Below are 20,860 nucleotides of genomic sequence, written 5' to 3' on the forward strand. Positions count from 1 at the left end.
CAATGACCGTCCGAAACCGGGCGGCGCAACATTCCCCCATGAGCGTCATGGGGATTCCCGTGGAAACCGTATCTCTGTCGCGTCGGGGCTTCCTGCGCGGCCGTCTCCGCACCGTCCTTCCCGGCCTGCGCCCGCCCTGGGCGCCAGGCGAAGAAGAGTTCGTCGCGCGTTGCACCCGCTGTGATGCCTGCGTGCAGGCCTGTCCCACGGCGATCATCGTGCACGGCGACGGCGGTTACCCGGTGATCGATTTTTCCCGTGGCGAATGCAGCTTCTGTGGCGAGTGCGTCGACCGCTGCGAGCCGGCCGCCCTGCGGCGCGTCGAAGGCCGCGAGCCGTGGGCGCTGAAGGCGGCGGCCGGCGAAAGCTGCCTGGCCCAGCAGGGCGTGGAGTGCCGCGTGTGCGGCGAATGCTGCGAGCGCTCGGCGATCCGCTTCCGCCCGCGCCTGGGCGGCGTGGCGCTGCCGGAGCTGGATGCCGCTGCGTGCAATGGATGCGGCGCCTGCGTGGCGCCTTGCCCGGTAGGGGCGATTGCAATGGAGAACGAGGGATGAACATCGCAAGTCTGGTGGTCCGCGCCAAGCCGGAACACTTCGCGCTGCTGGAGGAGCTGTACCGCGGCATTCCCGGCGTGGAGGTGCACGGTCGCTGCGAGCAGACCGGCCACATGGTCGTCACCGTGGAAGACGGCGAGGGCTACGCAACAACCGATTCGATTCTGGCGGTGAGCATGGCCGAGCATGCGCTCAGCGTGACCCTCGCCTACGAGTACACCGACGAAGGTCTTGAATTACAGGAGGCATGACGAACATGGATCGACGCGCATTCATCAAGTCCAATGCGGTTGCGGCCGCGGCGGCATCGGCGGGCATCGGCGGCATTCCGGTGGTGGCCCAGGCGCAATCGAACGGCAACGCCACCAAGGTGCGCTGGGACAAGGGGGCCTGCCGCTTCTGTGGCGTGGGGTGCTCGGTGCTGGTGGGCGTGCAGAACGGCCGCGTGGTCGCCACCCAGGGCGATCCGGATTCGCCGGTCAATCGCGGCATCAACTGCATCAAGGGCTACTTCCTGTCCAAGATCATGTACGGCGAGGACCGGCTCACCAAGCCGCTGCTGCGCATGAAGAACGGCAAGTACGACAAGAACGGCGAGTTCACGCCGATCTCCTGGAAACAGGCCTTCGACGTCATGGAAGAGAAGTGGAAGGCCGCCATGAAGGAGCACGGCCCGGACTCGGTCGCCATGTTCGGCTCCGGCCAGTGGACCATCTGGGAAGGCTATGCCGCCGCCAAGCTGTACAAGGCCGGTTTCCGCACCAACAACATCGACCCCAACGCCCGCCACTGCATGGCCTCGGCGGTGGCTGGCTTCATGCGCACCTTCGGCATCGACGAGCCGATGGGCTGCTATGACGACATCGAGAACGCCGACGCCTTCGTGCTGTGGGGCAGCAACATGGCCGAGATGCACCCCATCCTGTGGAGCCGCATCACCGACCGCCGCCTGAGCCACGCCGGCAGCGAGGTGCACGTGTTGTCGACCTTCGAGCACCGCTCCTACGAGCTGGCCGACAACCCGATGATCTTCGTGCCCAACACCGATCTGGCCATCCTCAACTACATCTGCCACTACATCATCAGCAACAACATGGTGAACAAGGATTTCGTCGCCAAGAACGTCAAGTTCAAGATCGGCGAAACCGACATCGGCTTCGGCCTGCGTCCCAACCATGCGCTGGAGGTGAACGCCACCAACAACGGCTACCCCGGCGCCGATGGCAAGCCCAAGGGCAACAGCGGCGCGGCCAAGGACAGCAGCTTCGAGGAGTTCGCCAAGTTCGTCTCCGAGTACACCCTGGAGAAGGTGTCCAAGCTGTCCGGCGTGCCCGCCGAGCGCCTGGAGCGCATGGCCAAGCTGTACGCCGACCCGAACAAGAAGGTCACCTCCTTCTGGACCATGGGTTTCAACCAGCACACCCGCGGCACCTGGGTGAACAACATGATCTACAACGTCCACCTGCTGGTGGGCAAGATCAGCGAACCGGGCAACAGCCCGTTCTCGCTCACCGGCCAGCCCTCGGCCTGCGGTACCGCACGTGAGGTGGGCACCTTCGCCCACCGCCTGCCGGCCGACATGGTGGTGATGAACCCGATGCACCGCGCGATCAGCGAGGAAATCTGGCAACTGCCCGAAGGCACGCTGCCGGCCAAGGTGGGCCTGCACGCGGTGGCGCAGAGCCGTGCGCTGAAGGACGGCAAGGTCAAGTGCTACTGGACCACCACCACCAACAACATGCAGGCCGGTCCCAACATCAACGACGAGATCTACCCGGGCTGGCGCAATCCGGAAGCCTTCATCGTGGTGTCGGACGTGTATCCCACCGTCTCCGCGCTGTCGGCCGACCTGATCCTGCCCTCGGCGATGTGGATGGAGAAGGAAGGCGCCTACGGCAACGCCGAGCGCCGCACCCAGTTCTGGCGCCAGCAGGTCTCCCCGCCGGGCGAGGCCAAGAGCGACCTGTGGCAGTACATCGAGTTCGCCAAGCGCTTCAAGATGGAAGAAGTGTGGCCGGCCGAGCTGCTCGCCAAGAAGCCGGAATACAAGGGCAAGACCCTGTTCGACGTGCTGTACAAGAACGGCGTGGTCAACAAGTTCCCGCTCGCCGATGTGGACAAGGCCAACAGCCACGCCTGGGCCGGCTACATGAACGACGAGTCCAAGGAACTGGGCTACTACCTGCAGAAAGGCCTGTTCGAGGAATACGCCAAGTTCGGCCGTGACCATGGCCACGACCTGGCTGATTTCGACGTCTATCACAAGGCGCGCGGCCTGCGCTGGCCGGTGGTCGAGGGCAAGGAGACCCTGTGGCGCTTCCGCGAAGGCTACGACCCCTACGTCAAGGCCGGCGAGGACGTGAAGTTCTACGGCCACAAGGACGGCAAGGCGGTGATCTTCGCGCTGCCCTACCAGGATCCCCCGGAGATGCCGGACAAGGAATACGACATGTGGCTGTGTACCGGTCGTGTGCTGGAACACTGGCACACCGGCTCGATGACCCGCCGCGTGCCGGAGTTGCACCGCTCGGTGCCCGAGGCGCAGATCTTCATGCATCCGGACGACGCCACCAAGCGCGGCCTGCAGCGCGGCATGGCGGTCAAGGTGGTGTCGCGCCGCGGCGAGATCGTCGCCCGCCTGGAGACCCGCGGGCGCAACAAGCCGCCCAAGGGCCTGATCTTCGTGCCTTTCTTCGACGAAGGCCGGCTGGTGAACAAGCTCACGCTGGACGCCACCTGCCCGATCTCGAAGGAAACCGACTTCAAGAAGTGCGCGGTGAAGGTCCTCAAGGCCTGAGTGCCATCCGCCCTGGAAGGGGCGCCGTACCCACCCTCCCCTTCAAGGGGAGGGCCGGGGTGGGGATGGGTTTCCCCACGAGGTTCGCACATGCATCGTTTGAGCCCGCTGGCAACCCATCCCCATCCTGTCCTTCCCCTTGAAGGGGAAGGGACCTGCTAACAGACGATTTCGCGATCATGAGCGACCAACAAACCCAGCGTGCCGGAGAGGTGAAAGCCCCGCCCCGTCGCCGCTTCCTGCGGGAAGTGGCCGGGGTGGCCGGCGGCGCCGGGCTGCTGTCGCTCGGCGTGGGCCTCTATTCCCGCCAGGCCAGCGCCTTGCCGGCGACCGCGCTGCGCCCGCCCGGCGCGCTGGTCGAGGGCGACTTTCTCGCGGCCTGCGTGCGCTGCGGCCTGTGCGTGCGCGACTGTCCCTACGACACGCTGAAGCTCGCCGAACTGGGCGACGGCGTCGCCACCGGCACCCCTTATTTCAACGCCCGCCACATCCCCTGCGAGATGTGCGAGGACATCCCCTGCGTGGTGGCCTGTCCGACCGGTGCGCTCGACCGCAATCTCACCGAGATCGAGGACGCGCGCATGGGCCTGGCGGTGCTGATCGACCAGGAAACCTGCCTCAACTACCTCGGCCTGCGCTGCGACGTGTGCTACCGGGTGTGCCCGGTGATCGACAAGGCGATCACCCTGGAGATGATCCACAACCCGCGCTCCGACCGCCACGCCATGTTCCTGCCCACGGTGCATTCGGACCACTGCACCGGCTGCGGCAAGTGCGAGCAGGCCTGCGTGCTGCCGGGCGAGGCGGCCATCAAGGTGCTGCCCATCCAGCTTGCCAAGGGCTCGACCGCCGAGCACTACCGCAAGGGCTGGGAAGAGCGCGAGGCCTTCGGCCGTTCGCTGATCGGCGACCAGGTGGAGCTGCCGGTGCGCGGCATGGAAGGCCAGGCCTATGGCGATACGCGCCTGCGCACCGAGCAGGCGCCGCGGCAAGGCGGCAGCGGCGATCCGGCGCCCTATGCACCGGGCGGACTCGATTCGGGGTGGAAGCCATGAGCGGCGCCTGCGATCCCGCCGTGCGCGCCCGCACCGCCGCCCGCGGTGCGGCGGTGCGGGGCTCGGTGACCCGGCCCGGCGCCGACGCGGTGACCGAAAAGGGCTGGCTGCGCGCCAGCAAGTGGCTGCTGGCCCGCCGTGTGTCCCAGCTGGGCATCCTGGCGCTGTTCCTCGCCGGGCCGTGGTTCGGCCTGTGGATCGTGAAAGGCAACCTGTCGTCCAGCCTCACCCTGGGCGTGCTGCCGCTCACCGACGTCTTCCTGCTGGCTCAGTCGGTTGCGGCCGGACAGTGGCCGTACCAGGAGGCGCTGCTCGGCGGCGCCATCGTGCTGGCCTTCTACCTGCTGGTCGGCGGCCGGGCGTTCTGCTCCTGGGTGTGCCCGGTGAACATGGTCACCGACGCCGCCGCCTGGCTGCGTCGCCGCCTCGGCATCAAGGGCGGCAAGGTGCCGCACGCCAGCACCCGCTACTGGCTGCTCGGCTTCGTGCTCGCCGCCGCGGCGCTCACCGGCACGCTGGCCTGGGAGTGGGTCAATCCGGTGTCGATGTTCCACCGCGGGCTGATCTTCGGCTTCGGCCTGTCCTGGGGCATCGTGCTCGGTGTCTTCCTTTACGACCTCTTTATCGCCAGCCGCGGCTGGTGTGGCCACCTGTGCCCGATGGGCGCGGCCTACAGCCTGCTCGGCGGCGTCGCGCTGCCGCGCGTCACCGCGGATCGCCGCAGCCGCTGCGACGACTGCATGGACTGCTTCGCGGTCTGCCCCGAACCCCAGGTCATCCGCCCGGCGCTCAAGGCCGCCGGACAGGACCATCCCCTCATCCTCGACCGGAACTGCACCACCTGCGGCCGTTGTGTCGACGTGTGCAGCAAGGACGTGTTTCGTATTACGACCCGATTTGACAGGAGCGAGTCATGAACCGTAAGACCCGTAATCTCGTGTTGTCCCTGGTGGCCGTGCTCGGCCTTGGCGCAAGCACCGCCCCGCTGGCGCAGACCGTGTCCAGTGTGCGCGGTGCGGATGTCGCGGCCCCCGAGCCGGCGCCCGGCAACTACCGTCAGATGCCCGACAGCGCACCGCTGCCGCGCGACTACGTGCAGCAGCCGCCGCTGGTGCCGCACAAGGTCGAAGGCTACGAAGTGTCGCTGAACTTCAACAAGTGCATGGACTGTCATTCATGGTCGCGTTACCAGGAGAGCGGGGCGACCAAGGTCAGCCTGACCCACTTCAAGGACCGCGACGGCGGCGAACTGTCGAACATTTCCCCGCGGCGCTATTTCTGCCTGCAGTGCCACGTGCCGCAAACCGACGCCAAGCCGCTGGTGGACAACTCCTTCCGTCCCGCCGCAGGCCTGCGCTAAGACACTACGGGGAACGACATGACTGACGAGAAGAAGAAAGGCCTCTGGCAAAAGCTCAGGGCACTGGGGCTCGGCACCATCGTGGTCGCCTTCGGCGCGGGCATCATCTTCTGGGGCGGCTTCAATACGGTGATGGAATGGACCAACACCGAGAAGTTCTGCATCTCCTGCCACGAGATGGAGGTGAACGTCTACCAGGAGTACCGCAACACCATCCACTACCAGAACCGCACCGGCGTGCGCGCGATCTGCTCGGACTGCCACGTGCCCAAGGAGTGGGTGCCCAAGATGATCCGCAAGATCCAGGCGAGCCGCGAACTGTACGGCAAGGTCATGGGCACCATCGACACGCCCGAGAAGTTCGAGGCCGAGCGCCTGCGCCTGGCGCAGAACGAGTGGCGGCGCATGAAGGCCAACGACTCGCGCGAATGCCGCAACTGCCACAGCTTCGAGTACTTCGACTACTCGGTGCAGGGGCGCCGTTCCAACCAGGCCCACCAGACCGGCTTGGCCGAAGGCCAGACCTGCATCGACTGCCACAAGGGCATCGCCCACTCGCTGCCGCCGATCGAACAGGAGATCGGTGCCGAGCGCCCGGCGGTCGCGCCCGACGTGTTCCACCCGCCGGCCACGCAGCAGCAGTAAGCCGCGCGTCACTGCGCCGGGGCAGTACGCCCATCGCGGCCAGGGCCGCTCCTACCTGAGCTCGTAGGAGCGGCCTTGGCCGCGATCCCAAGGGTCGACCCGCCGCCCCGTCCGGCGGCAAGCGGCGGGACTTCCTGCCGCCCCGTCCCTGTGGTTCAATCCTCCCCCATGCTTCAAGCCACCGATCTCGCCTGCCTCAAGGGCGACCGCCTGCTGTTCCGCGGCCTCGCCCTGACCCTCGGGCCGGGCGACATGCTGCGGGTGGCCGGGCCCAACGGCGTGGGCAAGACCAGCCTGCTGCGCCTGCTCACCGGGCTGACCTGGCCGGAAGCCGGCGAGGTCGCCTGGCATGGCGTGCCGGTGCGCCGTGAGCGCGAGGCCTTCCATCGCGCGCTCCTCTACCTCGGCCACGCCGCCGCCCTCAACGACCTGCTGAGCCCGCTGGAGAACCTGCGCTTCGCCTGTGCGGCCGCCGGCGACGAGGACGTGGACGAGGAGCGCTGCGCGCAGGCCTTGGTGCGCATCGGCCTGGCGCGCCAGCTCGACCTGCCGGCCCGCGTGCTGTCCCAGGGACAGCGCCGCCGGGTGGGGCTGGCCCGCCTGTTCCTGTCCGCCCATCGCCCGCTGTGGGTGCTGGACGAACCCTTCACCGCGCTCGACGTGAATGCGGTGGCCGAGCTCGCCACCACGCTCTCCGACCATTGTGCGGCCGGCGGCACGGTGGTGCTCACCACCCACCAGGAAGCGCCCTTCGCGCGCGCCCCGCAGGTGCTCGACCTGGGGGCCTACGCGTGCTGAGCAGCTTCCTCGCCATCCTGCGCCGCGACCTGCTGCTGTCCTGGCGCGGGCGCGCCGACCTGCTGGTGACGCTGGCCTTCTTCGTCGTCGTGGTCTGCCTGTTCCCCTTCGGCGTGGGTGCCGAGCCCAACCAGTTGCGCGCCATCGCACCGGGCGTGCTGTGGGTGGCCGCGCTGCTCGCCAGCCTGCTCGCCCTCCACCGTTTGTTCGCCCAGGATCACGCCGACGGAACCCTTGAGCAGCTTCTCCTGTCTAGTGAGCCGGCAGTGTTGTGGGTGCTGGCCAAGATCACCGCGTTCTGGCTGACCACCGGCCTGCCGCTGGTGCTGGCCGCCCCGGGGCTTGCCCTGCTGTTTGACATGGAACAAGGCGCCTTGCCGGTGCTCACCCTTAGTCTGGCACTCGGCACTCCCATCCTCGCCCTGCTGGGCGCGGTGGGCGCCGCGCTCACCCTGGGTGTGCGCGGCGGGGGCATGTTGCTGGCCCTGCTGGTGCTGCCGCTGTACGTGCCGGTGCTGATCTTCGGCGCCGGGGCGGTGGATGCCCAGCTGGGTGGTACCGGGGCCACGGCCCATTTGCTGCTGCTCGGCGGAGGACTGGCCGGCGCGCTGGCGCTGGCGCCGTGGGCCTGTGCCGCCGCCCTCAGGATAGCGATGGAATGATGAACGAACGACTTGCCGGCACGCTGGCCCGACCTGCATGACGACCCTGATGACCTCTCCAGGCCGAGCCGCGGCGCGTGCGCCCGAAGGCTGGCTGCGTTTCGCCGCCCCGCAGCAGTTCTACCCGCTCGCCGGCCGGCTGGCGCCGTGGTTCGCCGCCCTGGCGGCCCTGCTCACCATCGTCGGCCTGTATATCGGCTTCTTCCTCGCGCCCACCGACTTCCAGCAGGGCGAGGTGTACCGAGTGATCTTCATCCATGTGCCGGCGGCCTGGATGTCGATGCTGATCTACCTGGTGATGGCCTTCTGGTCGGCGGTGGGGCTGGTCATGAACACCCGCCTGTCCTTCATCATGAGCCAGGCGCTGGCCCCCACCGGGGCGATGTTCTGCTTTGTCGCGTTGTGGACCGGCGCGCTGTGGGGCAAACCCACCTGGGGCGCCTACTGGGTGTGGGACGCGCGCCTCACCTCGCAGCTGCTGCTGCTCTTCCTGTACTTCGGCTTCATCGCGCTCACCCGCGCGATCGAGGACCCGCGCCGGGCCGACCGCGCCGGCGCAGTGCTGGCCCTGGTCGGCGCGGTGAACGTGCCCATCATCTATTTCTCGGTGCAGTGGTGGAACACCCTGCACCAGGGCGCTTCGGTGAGCCTCACCAAGGCGCCGTCGATGGCCAGCATCATGCTCGCCGGCATGCTGGTGATGGCGCTGGCCGCGTGGATGTATTCGATCGCGGTGGCGCTGTGGCGGGTGCGCGCGCTGATCCTGGAGCGCGAGCGCCATACCGAGTGGGTGGGCGAGGTGCTGGAGGCCGAGGCGCGGACGGCCGGAGGAGTGCGCTGATGCAGTGGGAATCGTGGTCGGCCTTCTGGCAGATGGGCGGAGCGGGCCCGTTCGTGTGGGGCAGCTACGGCCTCACGCTGGTGCTGGTGGCGGTGGAACTCGTGCTGGTGCTGCGCCGTCGGAAAGACACGGTGCTGCGCCTGTTGCGCTGGCGGCGCGCCGTCGGCAAGGATGTTCGGATGGAGTCGCTTGAATGAAAGCCCGTAACAAACGCCTGATGCTCGTGGGTGGCGGCGTCGCCCTGCTGGTGGCCGCGGTGGCCCTGGTGCTGTCGGCCTTCCAGCAAAACCTGGTGTTCTTCCACACCCCGACCGAGGTCATCGACGGCAAGGCGCCGGTGGGCCGCACCTTCCGCATCGGCGGCATGGTGGAAACCGGCTCGATCAAGCGGGAAGCCGACGGCCTGACGGTGAGCTTCGCGATCACCGATACCGCCAAGGTCATCCCGGTGAGCTATCGCGGCACGCTGCCCGACCTCTTCCAGGAGGGCAAGGGCGCGGTGGTACAGGGCACGCTGGGCGCGGACGGCCGCTTCACCGCGACCGAGGTGCTGGCCAAGCACGACGAGAACTACATGCCGGTCGAGGCGCAGTACGCCATCGACCAGGCCCACGAGGCCGCGCGGACGGTGCAGCAATGATCGGCGAACTGGGTCATTTCGCGCTGGTGCTGGCGCTGGTGCTGGCCGCCGTGCAGGCGGTGGTGCCGCTGGTGGGCGCCGCGCGCGGGCGCTATGCGCTGATGGCGGTCGGCCGTCCGGCGGCGCAGGCGCAACTCTTCTTCCTGCTGTTCGCCTACGGCTGCCTGACCTGGGCCTTCATCACCAGCGACTTCTCGGTGCGCCTGGCCGCGGTCAATTCGCACACCGACACGCCGCTGATCTACAAGATCACCGGGGTGTGGGGCAACCACGAAGGCTCGCTGCTGCTGTGGGGAACCTCGCTGTCCTTGTGGACGGTGGCAGTCACCATCTTCAGCCGCGACCTGCCCGAAGCCTTCATGGCGCGCGTCCTCGGCGTGCTCGGGGCGATCAGCACCGGCTTCATCGCCTTCATGCTGTTCACCTCCAACCCCTTTACCCGCCTGCTGCCGGCGGCCGAGCAGGGGCGCGACCTGAATCCGCTGCTGCAGGACCCGGGGATGATCATCCATCCGCCGCTGCTCTACATGGGCTACGTAGGCTTCTCGGTGGCCTTCGCCTTCGCCATCGCGGCGCTGCTCAGCGGCCGCCTGGACGCGGCCTGGGCACGCTGGTCGCGGCCGTGGACCACGGTGGCCTGGGTCTTCCTCACCGCCGGCATCGCGGTCGGCTCCGGCTGGGCCTACTACGAGCTGGGCTGGGGCGGCTGGTGGTTCTGGGACCCGGTGGAGAACGCCTCCTTCATGCCCTGGCTGCTGGGCACCGCGCTGATCCATTCACTGGCGGTCACCGAGAAGCGCGGCGCCTTCCGCAACTGGACGGTGCTGCTGGCGATCAGCGCCTTCTCGTTGTCGCTGCTGGGCACCTTCCTGGTCCGTTCGGGGGTGATCACCTCGGTGCATGCCTTTGCCACCGATCCCTCGCGCGGCCTGTTCATCCTCGCCCTGCTGGTGCTGGTGATCGGCATCTCGCTGACCCTGTTCGCCTGGCGCGCCCCCAGGCTGACCGGCGGCGGCAGCTTTTCGCTGATCTCGCGCGAGTCCTCCCTGCTGGGCAACAACGTGCTGCTGCCGGTGGTCACCGCGGCGGTGCTGCTGGGCACCATGTACCCCTTGTTCATGGATGCGCTCAACCTGGGCAAGATCTCGGTCGGCCCGCCCTACTTCGAGGCGGTGTTCGTGCCGCTGATGGTGCCGGTGGTGGTGCTGATGGTGATCGGGCCCTTCGTGCGCTGGAAGGGCGACATCGGCGCGCGCATCCTGCGCCGCCTGGCGCCCTCCGCACTCGCCAGCCTGCTGCTGGGCGTGGGCCTGGCGGTGGCGGTCGGCCACGTCACCTGGCGGACCGTGCTCGGCCTGGTGCTGGCCGCGTGGGTGCTGATCGGCAGCGTGCAGTTGTTGTGGGCGCGGCTCGCCGAGCGCCCGGGCGCGGCCGCCGTCAACCGCCTGCGTGGCATTCCCGCGGCGTGGTGGGGGATGTGGCTCGCCCACCTGGGCGTGGGCGTGTTCATCATCGGCGTGACCATGGTCGGCAGCCTGGAGTCCAGCCAGGACGTGAAGATGCGCGAAGGCCAGATCGCCCGGCTCGCCGGCTACACCTTCACCTTCCGCGGCGTCGAGGACGTGGAGCGCGCCAACTATGTGGCGGCGCGCGCGACCATCGACCTTGCGCGCGGCGACATGCCGATCGCCACGCTGAATCCCGAGAAGCGCCTCTATCTCGCCCAGCAGATGCCGATGACCGAGGCCTCGCTGGACATCGGCCCGTTCCGCGACGTCTATGTCTCGCTCGGCGAACAGATCGAGGACGGCAGCTGGATCGTCAGCCTCCACTACAAACCCTTCATCAGCTGGATCTGGCTGGGCTGCACGCTGATGGGCCTGGGCGGCATCCTCGCCGCGGCCGACCGGCGCTACCGCCGCCTGGCCGAGCGCCGCGCGCCGGCCGGCGCCCGCCAGACCGCCTGAGCACCGACACCCATGAAAGCGAAATTCCTCGTCCCCCTCGCGCTCTTCCTGCTGCTGGCCGGCTTTCTCGCCTACGGCCTCAAGCTCAATCCGCGCGAGGTGCCCTCGCCGCTGGTCGACAAGCCCGCGCCGGCCTTCCGCGTCGCGCAGTTGCGCGACCCGCAGGCCAGCTTTGCCCTGGAGGAGATGCGCGGCAAGGTCTGGCTGCTCAACGTCTGGGCCTCGTGGTGCGTGTCCTGCCGCCAGGAGCACCCGGTGCTGGTCGAACTGCAGCGCAGCGGCGTGGTGCCGGTGGTCGGGCTGAACTACAAGGATGCGCGCGCCGATGCGCTCGAATACCTGGCCCGCCACGGCGATCCCTACAGCGCGATTCCGGTCGATCCGCAGGGGACGGTCGGCTTCGACTACGGCGTGTACGGCACGCCGGAAACCTTCCTGATCGACGCCCAGGGCGTGATCCGCTACAAGCACATCGGCCCGATCACCCGCGACACGCTCGACCGGGTGCTGCTGCCCAAGATCGCGGAGCTCTCCCGTGCCGGCTGACCTGTTCAAGCGTGCCCTGGGCGCCGCCCTGCTGGCCGGCTGCATGGCTTTCCCGGCGCTGGCCGCAGGGCCGGACACCGATGAGGCGGCGCGGCTGGCCGCGCAGGTCAGCGACGACCCCGAACTCGAAGCGCGGGTGCTGGAGCTGTCGCACAAGCTGCGCTGCCTGGTGTGCCAGAACGAGTCGGTGGCCGAATCGCGCGCGCCGCTGGCACTGGACATGCGCAACCAGGTGCGCGAGCAGCTCGCGGCGGGCAAGAGCGAGCGCGAGGTGGTCGACTTCCTGGTCGCCCGCTTCGGCGACTTCGTCGTATTCACGCCGCCGTTCCGTGCCAGCACACTGCTGCTGTGGGCCGGCCCCGGCATCCTGCTGGTGCTGGCCGTAGGCGGGCTGGTGTGGCGGCTGCGCCGCCGCGTGGCCGAAGCGCCGCCCGCGCCGCTCGACGAAGCGGCGCACGCCCGCGCCCGCGCCCTGCTCGAGGGGCGGCCGGTCAATCATTCGTCCGAGGAACCCCGTCCGTGATCGCCTTTGCCATCCTCGCCGGCCTGATGCTGGCCGGCGCCCTGCTGTGGGTGCTGTATCCCCTGTTCAGCGCGCGGGCGCAGACCTCTGCCGGGCATGAACGCCAGCGCCAGACCGAAACCGCGCTGGCGGTGTTGCGTGAGCAACTGGCCGAACTCGACGCCGAACGCGCAGCGGGCCGGGTGGATGACGCGGCCTACGCTCGCAACCGCGAGGAGCTCGAGCGCCGCGCGCTGGAAGAAGGGCAGGGCGGTGACGTTGCCGCGGCCGGCGGACCCTCGCCCGCGTGGGGCGTGGCGCTGCTGCTCGTCGTTCCGCTGACCGCCGCCCTGGTGTATCTCGCGGTGGGAGAGCCGGACGGGCTGGAGCCTCAGCAGGTCGCGAGCCAGCAAGGCTTCACGCCCGAGCAGATCGAGGAGATGGTCGGCGGCCTGGCGGCGCGCCTGGAGCGCGAGCCCGACAACGTCGAGGGCTGGGCCATGCTGGCACGTTCCTATCTGGTGCTGGAGGATTACCCCAAGGCGTTGGCTACCTATGCACGCCTGGGCGAGCTGCGCCCGGACGACCCCGACGTGTTGGCCGACTGGGCCGATGTGATGGCCGCCACCCGCGAAGGCGACGTCAGCGGCGAGCCCGAGCGGCTGGTGCTCAAGGCGCTGGACCTCGATCCGGGGCACTTCAAGGCCCGCGCCCTGGCTGGCACCGCCGCCTACCAGCGCGGTGACTTTGCCGGCGCCGCGTCCCACTGGGAGCTCATCCTGGCGGCGATTCCGCCCGGCGACGAAGCGGCGGCCACGGTGCGTGCCAGCATCGACGAGGCGCGTGGGCGGGCGGGCATGCCGCCGCTGCCGCCCGCGGAGCCGGCCCCGCAGGTCGCGGACACCGCCTTGAAGCTGCAGGGGCGGCTGGCCATTGCCGAGGCGCTGCGCGCGCAGGTGGCCGCGGACGATACCGTGTTCGTCTTCGTGCGTCCGGCCGAGGGCGGCATGCCGCTGGCCGCGCTGCGCTACCGGGCCGGCGAACTGCCGCGTGATTTCAGCTTCGAGGATGTGCCGCTGATGACCGGCGATGCGCCAGTGCCGGAACGCCTGGTGGTGATGGCGCGGGTGTCGAAGAGCGGGGATGCGACCGCGCGCGCGGGCGATCTCGAAGGTGCGGTGAGCGACCTCGCGCCGGACGCCGGCGGCGTGAAGCTGGTAATCGACACCGTGCGGCCCTGAGCGGCCGCCAGGGTGTCGTTGCGTCAGGCGTTTCGCAGGCTATCGCGATACTCGAAGCGCACCCGTTTCACATTGCACAGCAGCTCGTAGGCGATGGTGCCCGCGCGCTTCGCGACTTCATTGACCGACACTTCCCGGCCCCATAGTTCGACCCGGCTGCCCAGCCCGGCTGCAGGCAGTTCGGTGAGGTCCACGGTGAGCATGTCCATCGACACCCGTCCGATCAGCCGCGTCGGCTGACCGTCCACGCTCACCGGCGTGCCGTCAGGTGCGCTGCGCGGGTAGCCGTCGGCATAGCCCATCGCCACCAGCCCGACCCGGGTGGGGCGCTCGGCGTGGAAGCGTGCGCCGTAACCCAGCGGTTCGCCCACGTCCAGTTCACGCACGGCCATGACGCGGCTCTCCAGCGTCATCACCGGCTGCAGGCCATTGTCCGCCGCCGGCATCGGATCGGCGCCGTAGAGCAGGATGCCGGGGCGCGCCCAGTCGCGGTGCGCGCCCGGCCAGCCGAGCACGCCGGCCGAGTTGGCCAGGCTGCGCGCCCCCGGGAGTCCGGCGGTGGCGGCATCGAAGCGGGCGATCTGGGTGGCGGTGCTGATCACCTGCGGTTCGTCTGCACGGGCGAAGTGGGTCATCAGCGTGATCTCATCCACCTTGCCGCAGTCGTTCAGGCGCTGCCAGGCGGCTGCGGCCGCTTCGGGAGCGAAGCCCGCCCGGTTCATGCCGCTGTTGACCTTCAGCCACACGGTGTAGGGTCTTGCCGGCCGCGCCTGTTCGATCATGCGGAGCTGTTCGGGGTGGTGCACCACCATCCACAGTGAGTCGCGTTCCACGGCGTCCAGTTCGCCGGCCTCGAACACGCCTTCGAGCAGCAGTATCGGGGCGGTGATGCCGGCCGCCCGCAGCTCCTGCGCCTCTTCCAGGCAGGCGACCGCGAAACCGTCGGCATCGCCGGCCAGCGCGTGCGCGCAGCGCACCGCGCCATGCCCGTAGGCATTGGCCTTGACCACCGCGAGCGCCTGTCCGCCGTGGCGGCTGCGGGCGAGGCGGTAGTTGTGGCGCAGGGCATCGAGGTCGACGAGGGCGCGGGCGGGTCTCATGGCTGGGATGGGGGCGATGGAAGGGTGCGTTACTGTGCCACAAGCGCCGGACCGCCGGCAGCGACCGTCACACCCGGATGCAATCGCGCCCGCTCCCGGAGGGAAACGCCCGCGCATTGCGCGGCGTCATTTCAACCGCAAGGCGCCTGGGGTATATTCCCGCGATTGCATCATGGCCTGTTGGCATTGACGGAGCGGGAACGAGGATGACTGCAATGACAAGTGAGCGGCCGGTCGACACGCCGGCAGCGGCCGGTGCCGCCGGCGAGGCACATGTCTGCGACGTGCTGGTGATCGGCGGTGGCCCTGCGGGCGCCACCGCGGCGGCCCTGCTGGCCGAGCGCGGGCACCGCGTCACCGTGCTGGAGAAGGCCCGCCATCCGCGCTTTCACATCGGTGAGTCCCTGCTGCCGGCCAACCTGCCCTTGTTCGAGAAACTCGGGGTGGCCGAGGAGATGCGCGCGATCGGTATCGAGAAGCATGCCGCCGAGTTCGTCTCCCCGGATCACGAGAACAAGCAGCGCTTCCATTTTGCCCAGGCCTGGGACAAGTCCATGCCCTATGCCTACCAGGTCAGGCGTTCCGAGTTCGACGAGGTGCTGTTCCGCAACGCCGCGCGCAAGGGCGCCGAAACCGTCGAAGGCTGCCGGGTGCGCGAGGTGGATTTCCACGACCAGGGCGCGCGTGTCACCGCCGAGCACGACGACGGCCGGCGCGAGCACTGGGACGCGCGCTTCGTCATCGACGCCTCCGGGCGCGACACCTTCATCGCCAACCGTCAGCGCAGCAAGCAGCGCAATCCCAGGCACAACAGCTCCGCGCTGTACGCCCATTTCGAAGGCGCCGAGCGTTACTGCGGCACCGACGAGGGCAATATCACCATCTACTGGTTCGAGCACGGCTGGTTCTGGTTCATCCCGCTGGCCGACGGCGCGACCAGCGTCGGTGCGGTGACCTGGCCGTACTACATGAAGATGCGCAAGGGGCGCAGCAAGGAGCAGTTCCTGCTCGACACCATCGCCATGTGCGCGCCGCTGGCCGAACGCCTCAAGGATGCCTGGATGGTGTCGCCGGCCGAGGCCACCGGCAACTTCTCCTACACCACCGACCACACCTACGGAAAGAACTACATCCTGCTCGGCGACGCCTTCGCCTTCATCGACCCGGTGTTCTCCTCGGGCGTGATGCTCGCCATGCAGGGCGCCTTCTACGGCGCCGACGCGGTGGATACCGCGCTGCGCGAGCCGGCGCGCACCGAGGCGGCGATGAAGCGCTTCGACCGCGGCATGCGCCACGGCCCGCGCGAGTTCTCCTGGTTCATCTACCGCATGACCAGCCCGACCATGCGCGACCTGTTCATGGGCCCGCGCAACTACCTGCGCATGCGCGAGGCGCTGCTGTCGCTGCTGGCCGGCGACATCTACGGCAAGACGCCGATCTGGTTCTCGCTCAAGGCCTTCAAGGCAGTGTATTACCTGTCGGCGATCCGCAACTGGCGGCGCACCTATTTCGCCTGGCAGGCCAGGCGGCGCAACATCCAGCCGGTGGACGACGGCGAGATCACGGCGGGCGCATGACGGTTGCTGCACTGCGCTTGGCCTGGCCGCTGATCGAATCCGCCGCACCCGCCCAAGCCGGCGCCCGTGTGCTGGGCGATCTCGCCTTTGGCGGTGCGGCAAACGACGGACGATTGCCGGCCATCCATGTGGCCGCGCCCCTGCTGGCGCCGCTCGAACCCTGGCGCATGCGCTGGCTGGCGGGCGGCGAGGTGCGCGACGGGCAGGCCGGCCGGGTGCGCTACCGCTGTGCCGGCGACCTGCTGTTCGGCAGCGTGGAACTCGCCGAGACCGCCTTCGACGCGGCCGACGGCGCCAGCCCGCTGCAGCAGGCGGCCCGTGCGGCCTACGGCGACCTGTTCAGGGTGCTCGACGCCGAAGGCTATCCGGGTCTGGTGCGGGTGTGGAACTACCTGCCGCGCATCAACGAGGTCGACCACTACGGCATCGAACGCTACCGCCAGTTCAACATCGGCCGGCAGGAAGCCTTCGCCGCCGCCGGCCGCGTGCTGATCGGCGCGGTGCCGGCGGCCTGCGCGCTCGGGGTGCCCGCGGGGCCCCTGTCGATCGCCTTCCTCGCCAGCCGCACCGCGCCGCTGGCCATCGAGAATCCGCGCCAGGTCAGCGCCTACCATTATCCGGCCGACTACGGCCCGCGCAGCCCGACCTTCTCGCGCGCCACGCTGCTCGCCAGCAGCGGGCAGGAACTGCTGTTCATCTCCGGCACGGCCAGCATCGTCGGCCATCGCAGCCTGCACGTCGGTGACGTGGCGGCGCAAACCGCGGAGACCCTGGACAATCTGCAGGCGGTACTCGACGAGACCGCGCGGGTGGCGCCGGGCGCGCGCTATGCGCTGGGCGACCTGTGCTGCATCGCCTACCTGCGCCACGGCGAGGATCTGCCCGCGGTGCGCGCGGTGGTCGAAGCGCGCCTGGGACGCCATGTCCCGGTGACCTATCTGCAGGCCGACGTCTGCCGTGCCGACCTGTTGGTCGAGATCGAGGCGAGCGCAGGCCACCCCGTTCAGGAAAGACAACCATGAAGTTTCGACAGCTACTGACCAGCGCGCTGCTCGCCGTTGCGGCCGCGGCCGCCCAGGCCGCCGAGGAAATGCCCTTGTGGGAGGTCGGCGTCGGCGTCGGTGCGGTGTCCTTTCCGGACTACCGCGGCTCCAGCCGGCAACGCACCCACGCCCTGCCGGTGCCCTACCTGATCTACCGCGGCGAGTTTCTCAAGGCCGACCGCGACGGCATCCGCGGGGTGTTCTTCGACAGCGAGCGGGTGGAGCTCAACCTCAGCCTGGCCGCCTCGCTGCCGGTGGACAGCAGCGGCAACGGCGCGCGGCGCGGCATGCCCGACCTGAAACCCACCATCGAGGTCGGTCCCTCGCTGGAGTTCAACCTGTGGCGCAGCGCCGACCAGCTGGCCCGCGTGGACCTGCGCCTGCCGCTGCGCGCGGCCTTCACCGTGCATGGCGGCATGCAGCATGTCGGCATGGTGTTCACCCCCTTCATCAATCTCGACGTGAAGGACCCGTTCGGTTACCACGGCTGGAACCTCGGCATGCTGACCGGGCCGATCTACGCCGATGCGCGCCAGCACCGCTACTTCTACGACGTCGACCCGAGGTACGCGCAGCCCGGCCGTCCCGCCTACCGTGCCAGCGGCGGCTATAGCGGCACGCAGTTCATCATGGCGCTGTCCAAGCGCTACGACCGTTTCTGGATCGGCAGTTTCGTCCGCTACGACACCCTGCGCGGCGCGGCCTTCGTGGATAGCCCGCTGGTCGAGAAGAAGAGCGCCTGGGCAGCCGGCGTGGGCATCGCCTGGGTGCTGGGCGAGTCCTCGCGCATGGTCACCGTGGACGACTGAAGCCCGGCCGTGCACTTGCCCCGGAGCGCGCGATGAGCCGCCGCCTGCCCGCCTTCTACGAATACGTCTGCCTGTACCTCGGGCTGGGCACGCTCGGGCTGATGTGCCTGTCCTGGCTGCCTTTCGCGGTGGTACTGCACGTCGTGCTGCCCGAGGCCGCCGGGCGCCGGCTGGGGCGCCGGGTGATCACCGCGGTGTTCCGCCTCTACCTGAACATCCTCACCCTGCTCGGAGCCTGTCGCTTCGACCTCTCCGAGCTGGACGAACTGCGCGACGCGGGTCCCCTGATCCTGGCGCCCAACCACCCCTGCCTGCTCGACGCGGTGATGGTGATCTCGCGCCTGCCGGACGTGGCCTGCATCATGAAGGCCAGCCTGCTGCGCAACATCTTTCTGGGGGGCGGCGCCAGGCTGGCGCGCTACATCCCCAACGGCCGACCGCTGGAGATGGTCTATGCCTCGTGCGATGCGCTGCGCGCCGGCAGCCAGCTGCTGATCTTCCCCGAGGGCACCCGCACCGTGCGCCCGCCGGTCAATCCCATCATGCCCAGCGCGGCATTGATCGCACGCCGTGCCAAGGTGCCGGTGCAGGCCATCATCATCGAGACCGATTCCGACTACCTGTCCAAGGGCTGGCCGCTGTTCCGCCGCCCGCCGATGCCCATCCACTACCGCGTGCGCCTCGGCCGGCGTTTCGATCCGCCGCGCGATGCCACCGCCTTCGGCGCCGAGCTGGAAAGCTATTTCGCCGACGAGCTCGCGCACGCCCGCTACACGCCACCGTTCGCCGCCTCCGCCGAGCGGCGGGCCGCCTGAACCTCGAAACCGCCCGATGACCGTTCCGCCCTCGCCCGCCACGGGGCCAGAAAACTCCTCGCGCACGCACGCCGTGCTGATCCCCAGCTACAACCCCGGCCCCAAGGTGTTCGACACCGTGCGCGCGGCGCGAGCGCAGTGGAACCCGGTGTGGGTGGTGGTCGACGGCAGCACCGACGGCACCGCCGAGGCGCTGCAGCAGGTGGCCGCGGCCGACGACGGCCTGCGGGTGTTCGTGCTGCCGGAGAACCGCGGCAAGGGCGCGGCGGTGCTGCACGGCCTGGACGAGGCCGCGCGCGCCGGCTTCACCCACGTGCTGACCATGGACTCAGACGGCCAGCACCCGGCCGAGCTGATCCCGCGCTTCATGGCCGAATCGGCCGCCCAGCCGGCGCGCATGATCCTCGGCCGCCCGGTGTTCGACGCCAGCGCGCCGCTCCTGCGGGTGCGCGGGCGCAAGGTGTCCAACGCCTGGGCCAACCTGGAGACGCTGTGGATGGGCATCGGCGATTCGCTGTACGGCTTCCGCGTCTATCCGGTCGAGCCGCTGCGCGCGGTGATGCGCGGCCAGCGCTGGATGCGGCGCTTCGACTTCGACCCGGAGGCGGTGGTGCGCCTGGCCTGGCGCGGCGTGCGTCCGGTCAATATTGATGCGCCGGTCAAGTACTTCCGCGCCGACGAGGGCGGGGTGTCGCACTTCAACTACCTGCGCGACAACACCTTGCTCACCTGGATGCACAGCCGGCTGTTCCTGGGTTTCCTGCTGCGCCTGCCGCTGCTGGTCTGGCGCCGCCTGCGCGGCTGACCCTCGCCCCTCCGCACCCGGAGCCCCGGCGTCGTCCTGTAGGAGCGGCCTTGGCCGCGATGGCGATGTTCCTTGTGGCGCACGCTGCATCGCGGCCAAGGCCGCTCCTACATGCGTGGCGCCGCGTTCCGTGGACGGGTGCTCGAACCGGCGAATCAGGCGCGCGCCAGCGGTGCGCCTTCGCGCAGCCGCCACACCCGGCGCAGGTCGCGCGCCGAGCCGAAACCGCTCTTCTCCGCGATCTGTTCGAGCGTCAGCCGGCGGTCGACGAGCAGGCCGCGCGCGCACGCCAGGCGCAGGCGCTGCTGGTACTCGGTGACGCCCACGCCGGCGTGGGTGGCGAACAGGCGGGTGAGGTGGCGGGCGCTGACGTGGGCGCGCTCGGCCAGTTCCTCGATCGTCCACCGCCGCGCCGGATCGCGCGCAATCGCGTCCTGCGCACGGTGTACCGCCGGGTGCAGGTGGTTGCGCCACGCCAGCCACGGCGAGAGTTGCGGGTCCTGCCCGCTGCGGCGCATGAACACCACCATGCGGCGCGCCACCGCGGCGGCCAGCGCGGGGCCGCAGTGGCGTTCGATGAGGTAGAGCGCCAGATCGATGCCGGTGGTGATGCCGGCGCTGGTGAGCACCGGGCCGTCGTCCACGAACAGGCGGTCGTCCTCCACCCGCGCGTCCGGGGCGAGCCGGCGCAACTCCTCGGTGAGGCTGTAGTGCGTGGTGCAGCGCCGCCCGGCGAGCCGGCCGGCGCGGGCCAGCAGCAGGGCGCCCGAGCACACGCTGGCGAGCAGGGTCTCGGCGCGCGGTGCGCGCGCCAGCCAGTCGATCACCATGCGTGCCTCGGGCAGGGCGTGGTCGACCGCCTCGTTGGTGTTGCCGGCGAGCAGCACCAGGCTCTCCGGCGGCAGGACCTCGGGCAGCGGGGCGAGTCCCGCGAGATCCACGCCCACCGAAGTGGGCAGGCGCGCGACCGGGGCGCAGTGGTGCACCTGCAGGTCGGCGCCCATCTGCGCGGCGATGCGCAGCGCCTCGGCCGGCCCGGCGTAGTCGAGCAGCAGCACGTTGGGGGTGAGCGCGAACCACACCTGCAGCGTCATCTCCGCCCC

General features: G+C 69.4%; 23 protein-coding genes. 21 read left to right on the top strand and 2 right to left on the bottom strand.

Annotated features, from left to right (window positions below; translation table 11 throughout):
• Positions 1–47 precede the first annotated feature (47 nt).
• The 16 genes from napF to ccmI all read left to right on the top strand — a co-directional run bounded on the left by napF (position 48) and on the right by ccmI (position 13,608).
• Entirely contained in the window at positions 48–554 is a 507-nt protein-coding gene (gene napF / locus IAI53_RS14700; protein ID WP_187719460.1) for a ferredoxin-type protein NapF, read from the top strand.
• A complete protein-coding gene (locus tag IAI53_RS14705) occupies positions 551–805 on the top strand; it encodes a chaperone NapD (RefSeq protein ID WP_187718918.1) in 255 nt (84 codons plus the stop codon). Before napF ends, IAI53_RS14705 begins: the two co-directional genes overlap by 4 nt.
• Positions 806–810: 5 nt before the next feature.
• On the top strand, positions 811–3,351 hold the full coding sequence (gene napA, locus IAI53_RS14710) for a nitrate reductase catalytic subunit NapA (protein WP_187718919.1): 2,541 nt from the start codon (positions 811–813) through the stop codon (positions 3,349–3,351).
• A 179-nt stretch (positions 3,352–3,530) separates the two neighbouring features.
• Positions 3,531–4,406: a ferredoxin-type protein NapG gene (gene napG / locus IAI53_RS14715; protein WP_187718920.1), complete on the top strand. Its 876-nt coding sequence runs from the start codon at positions 3,531–3,533 to the stop codon at positions 4,404–4,406.
• A complete protein-coding gene (napH, locus tag IAI53_RS14720; protein ID WP_187718921.1) occupies positions 4,403–5,323 on the top strand; it encodes a quinol dehydrogenase ferredoxin subunit NapH in 921 nt (306 codons plus the stop codon). The genes napG and napH overlap by 4 nt, the downstream gene beginning before the upstream one ends.
• Positions 5,320–5,766 (top strand): nitrate reductase cytochrome c-type subunit, encoded by a 447-nt coding sequence (locus IAI53_RS14725; protein WP_187718922.1) that lies wholly within the window; start codon positions 5,320–5,322, stop codon positions 5,764–5,766. Before napH ends, IAI53_RS14725 begins: the two co-directional genes overlap by 4 nt.
• 18 nt (positions 5,767–5,784) lie before the next feature.
• Positions 5,785–6,411: a NapC/NirT family cytochrome c gene (locus IAI53_RS14730; protein WP_187718923.1), complete on the top strand. Its 627-nt coding sequence runs from the start codon at positions 5,785–5,787 to the stop codon at positions 6,409–6,411.
• Positions 6,412–6,579: 168 nt separating this feature from the next.
• Positions 6,580–7,209 carry a cytochrome c biogenesis heme-transporting ATPase CcmA gene (gene ccmA / locus IAI53_RS14735; RefSeq protein ID WP_187718924.1) on the top strand — a complete coding sequence of 210 codons (630 nt, stop codon included), beginning with the start codon at positions 6,580–6,582 and terminating at the stop codon, positions 7,207–7,209.
• Positions 7,203–7,871: a heme exporter protein CcmB gene (ccmB, locus tag IAI53_RS14740; RefSeq protein ID WP_187718925.1), complete on the top strand. Its 669-nt coding sequence runs from the start codon at positions 7,203–7,205 to the stop codon at positions 7,869–7,871. Before ccmA ends, ccmB begins: the two co-directional genes overlap by 7 nt.
• 49 nt (positions 7,872–7,920) lie before the next feature.
• Positions 7,921–8,712 carry a heme ABC transporter permease CcmC gene (gene ccmC, locus IAI53_RS14745; RefSeq protein ID WP_187718926.1) on the top strand — a complete coding sequence of 264 codons (792 nt, stop codon included), beginning with the start codon at positions 7,921–7,923 and terminating at the stop codon, positions 8,710–8,712.
• Positions 8,712–8,909, top strand: a complete 198-nt coding sequence (ccmD, locus tag IAI53_RS14750; RefSeq protein ID WP_187718927.1) for a heme exporter protein CcmD — start codon at positions 8,712–8,714, stop codon at positions 8,907–8,909. Before ccmC ends, ccmD begins: the two co-directional genes overlap by 1 nt.
• A complete protein-coding gene (ccmE, locus tag IAI53_RS14755) occupies positions 8,906–9,352 on the top strand; it encodes a cytochrome c maturation protein CcmE (protein WP_187718928.1) in 447 nt (148 codons plus the stop codon). The genes ccmD and ccmE overlap by 4 nt, the downstream gene beginning before the upstream one ends.
• A complete protein-coding gene (locus IAI53_RS14760) occupies positions 9,349–11,319 on the top strand; it encodes a heme lyase CcmF/NrfE family subunit (RefSeq protein WP_187718929.1) in 1,971 nt (656 codons plus the stop codon). Before ccmE ends, IAI53_RS14760 begins: the two co-directional genes overlap by 4 nt.
• 12 nt (positions 11,320–11,331) lie before the next feature.
• Positions 11,332–11,865, top strand: coding sequence for a DsbE family thiol:disulfide interchange protein (locus tag IAI53_RS14765; RefSeq protein ID WP_187718930.1), 534 nt, complete (start codon positions 11,332–11,334; stop codon positions 11,863–11,865).
• Entirely contained in the window at positions 11,855–12,388 is a 534-nt protein-coding gene (locus tag IAI53_RS14770; protein WP_349771934.1) for a cytochrome c-type biogenesis protein, read from the top strand. The genes IAI53_RS14765 and IAI53_RS14770 overlap by 11 nt, the downstream gene beginning before the upstream one ends.
• Complete coding sequence (gene ccmI / locus IAI53_RS14775; protein ID WP_187718931.1) at positions 12,385–13,608, top strand: c-type cytochrome biogenesis protein CcmI; 1,224 nt, start codon at positions 12,385–12,387, stop codon at positions 13,606–13,608. Before IAI53_RS14770 ends, ccmI begins: the two co-directional genes overlap by 4 nt.
• A gap of 23 nt (positions 13,609–13,631) precedes the next feature.
• On the opposite strand, the gene alr is transcribed toward ccmI, so the two are convergent.
• Positions 13,632–14,708, bottom strand: a complete 1,077-nt coding sequence (gene alr / locus IAI53_RS14780) for an alanine racemase (protein ID WP_187718932.1) — start codon at positions 14,706–14,708, stop codon at positions 13,632–13,634.
• A gap of 215 nt (positions 14,709–14,923) precedes the next feature.
• Between alr and IAI53_RS14785 the strand changes: the two genes are divergently transcribed.
• From IAI53_RS14785 to IAI53_RS14805, 5 genes are read left to right on the top strand one after another with little or no spacing between them, the layout of a single operon-like run.
• The gene (locus tag IAI53_RS14785; RefSeq protein WP_187718933.1) at positions 14,924–16,285 is read left to right on the top strand and encodes an NAD(P)/FAD-dependent oxidoreductase; all 1,362 of its coding nucleotides are present in this window, start codon (positions 14,924–14,926) and stop codon (positions 16,283–16,285) included.
• Positions 16,282–17,307 carry a chorismate transformation FkbO/Hyg5 family protein gene (locus tag IAI53_RS14790; protein WP_225433321.1) on the top strand — a complete coding sequence of 342 codons (1,026 nt, stop codon included), beginning with the start codon at positions 16,282–16,284 and terminating at the stop codon, positions 17,305–17,307. The genes IAI53_RS14785 and IAI53_RS14790 overlap by 4 nt, the downstream gene beginning before the upstream one ends.
• Positions 17,304–18,137: a MipA/OmpV family protein gene (locus tag IAI53_RS14795; protein WP_187718934.1), complete on the top strand. Its 834-nt coding sequence runs from the start codon at positions 17,304–17,306 to the stop codon at positions 18,135–18,137. The genes IAI53_RS14790 and IAI53_RS14795 overlap by 4 nt, the downstream gene beginning before the upstream one ends.
• 32 nt (positions 18,138–18,169) lie before the next feature.
• Positions 18,170–18,952, top strand: coding sequence for a lysophospholipid acyltransferase family protein (locus tag IAI53_RS14800; RefSeq protein ID WP_187718935.1), 783 nt, complete (start codon positions 18,170–18,172; stop codon positions 18,950–18,952).
• 16 nt (positions 18,953–18,968) lie between these two features.
• Entirely contained in the window at positions 18,969–19,757 is a 789-nt protein-coding gene (locus tag IAI53_RS14805; RefSeq protein WP_187718936.1) for a glycosyltransferase family 2 protein, read from the top strand.
• Between the two features lie 155 nt (positions 19,758–19,912).
• Here IAI53_RS14805 and IAI53_RS14810 read toward each other — a convergent pair whose 3' ends face one another.
• Complete coding sequence (locus tag IAI53_RS14810) at positions 19,913–20,851, bottom strand: GlxA family transcriptional regulator (protein ID WP_187718937.1); 939 nt, start codon at positions 20,849–20,851, stop codon at positions 19,913–19,915.
• Positions 20,852–20,860 lie beyond the last annotated feature (9 nt).

Origin of the sequence: Thauera sedimentorum, from assembly GCF_014489115.1 — a bacterium.
In the GTDB taxonomy this organism is placed as follows: Bacteria; Pseudomonadota; Gammaproteobacteria; order Burkholderiales; family Rhodocyclaceae; genus Pseudothauera; species Pseudothauera sedimentorum.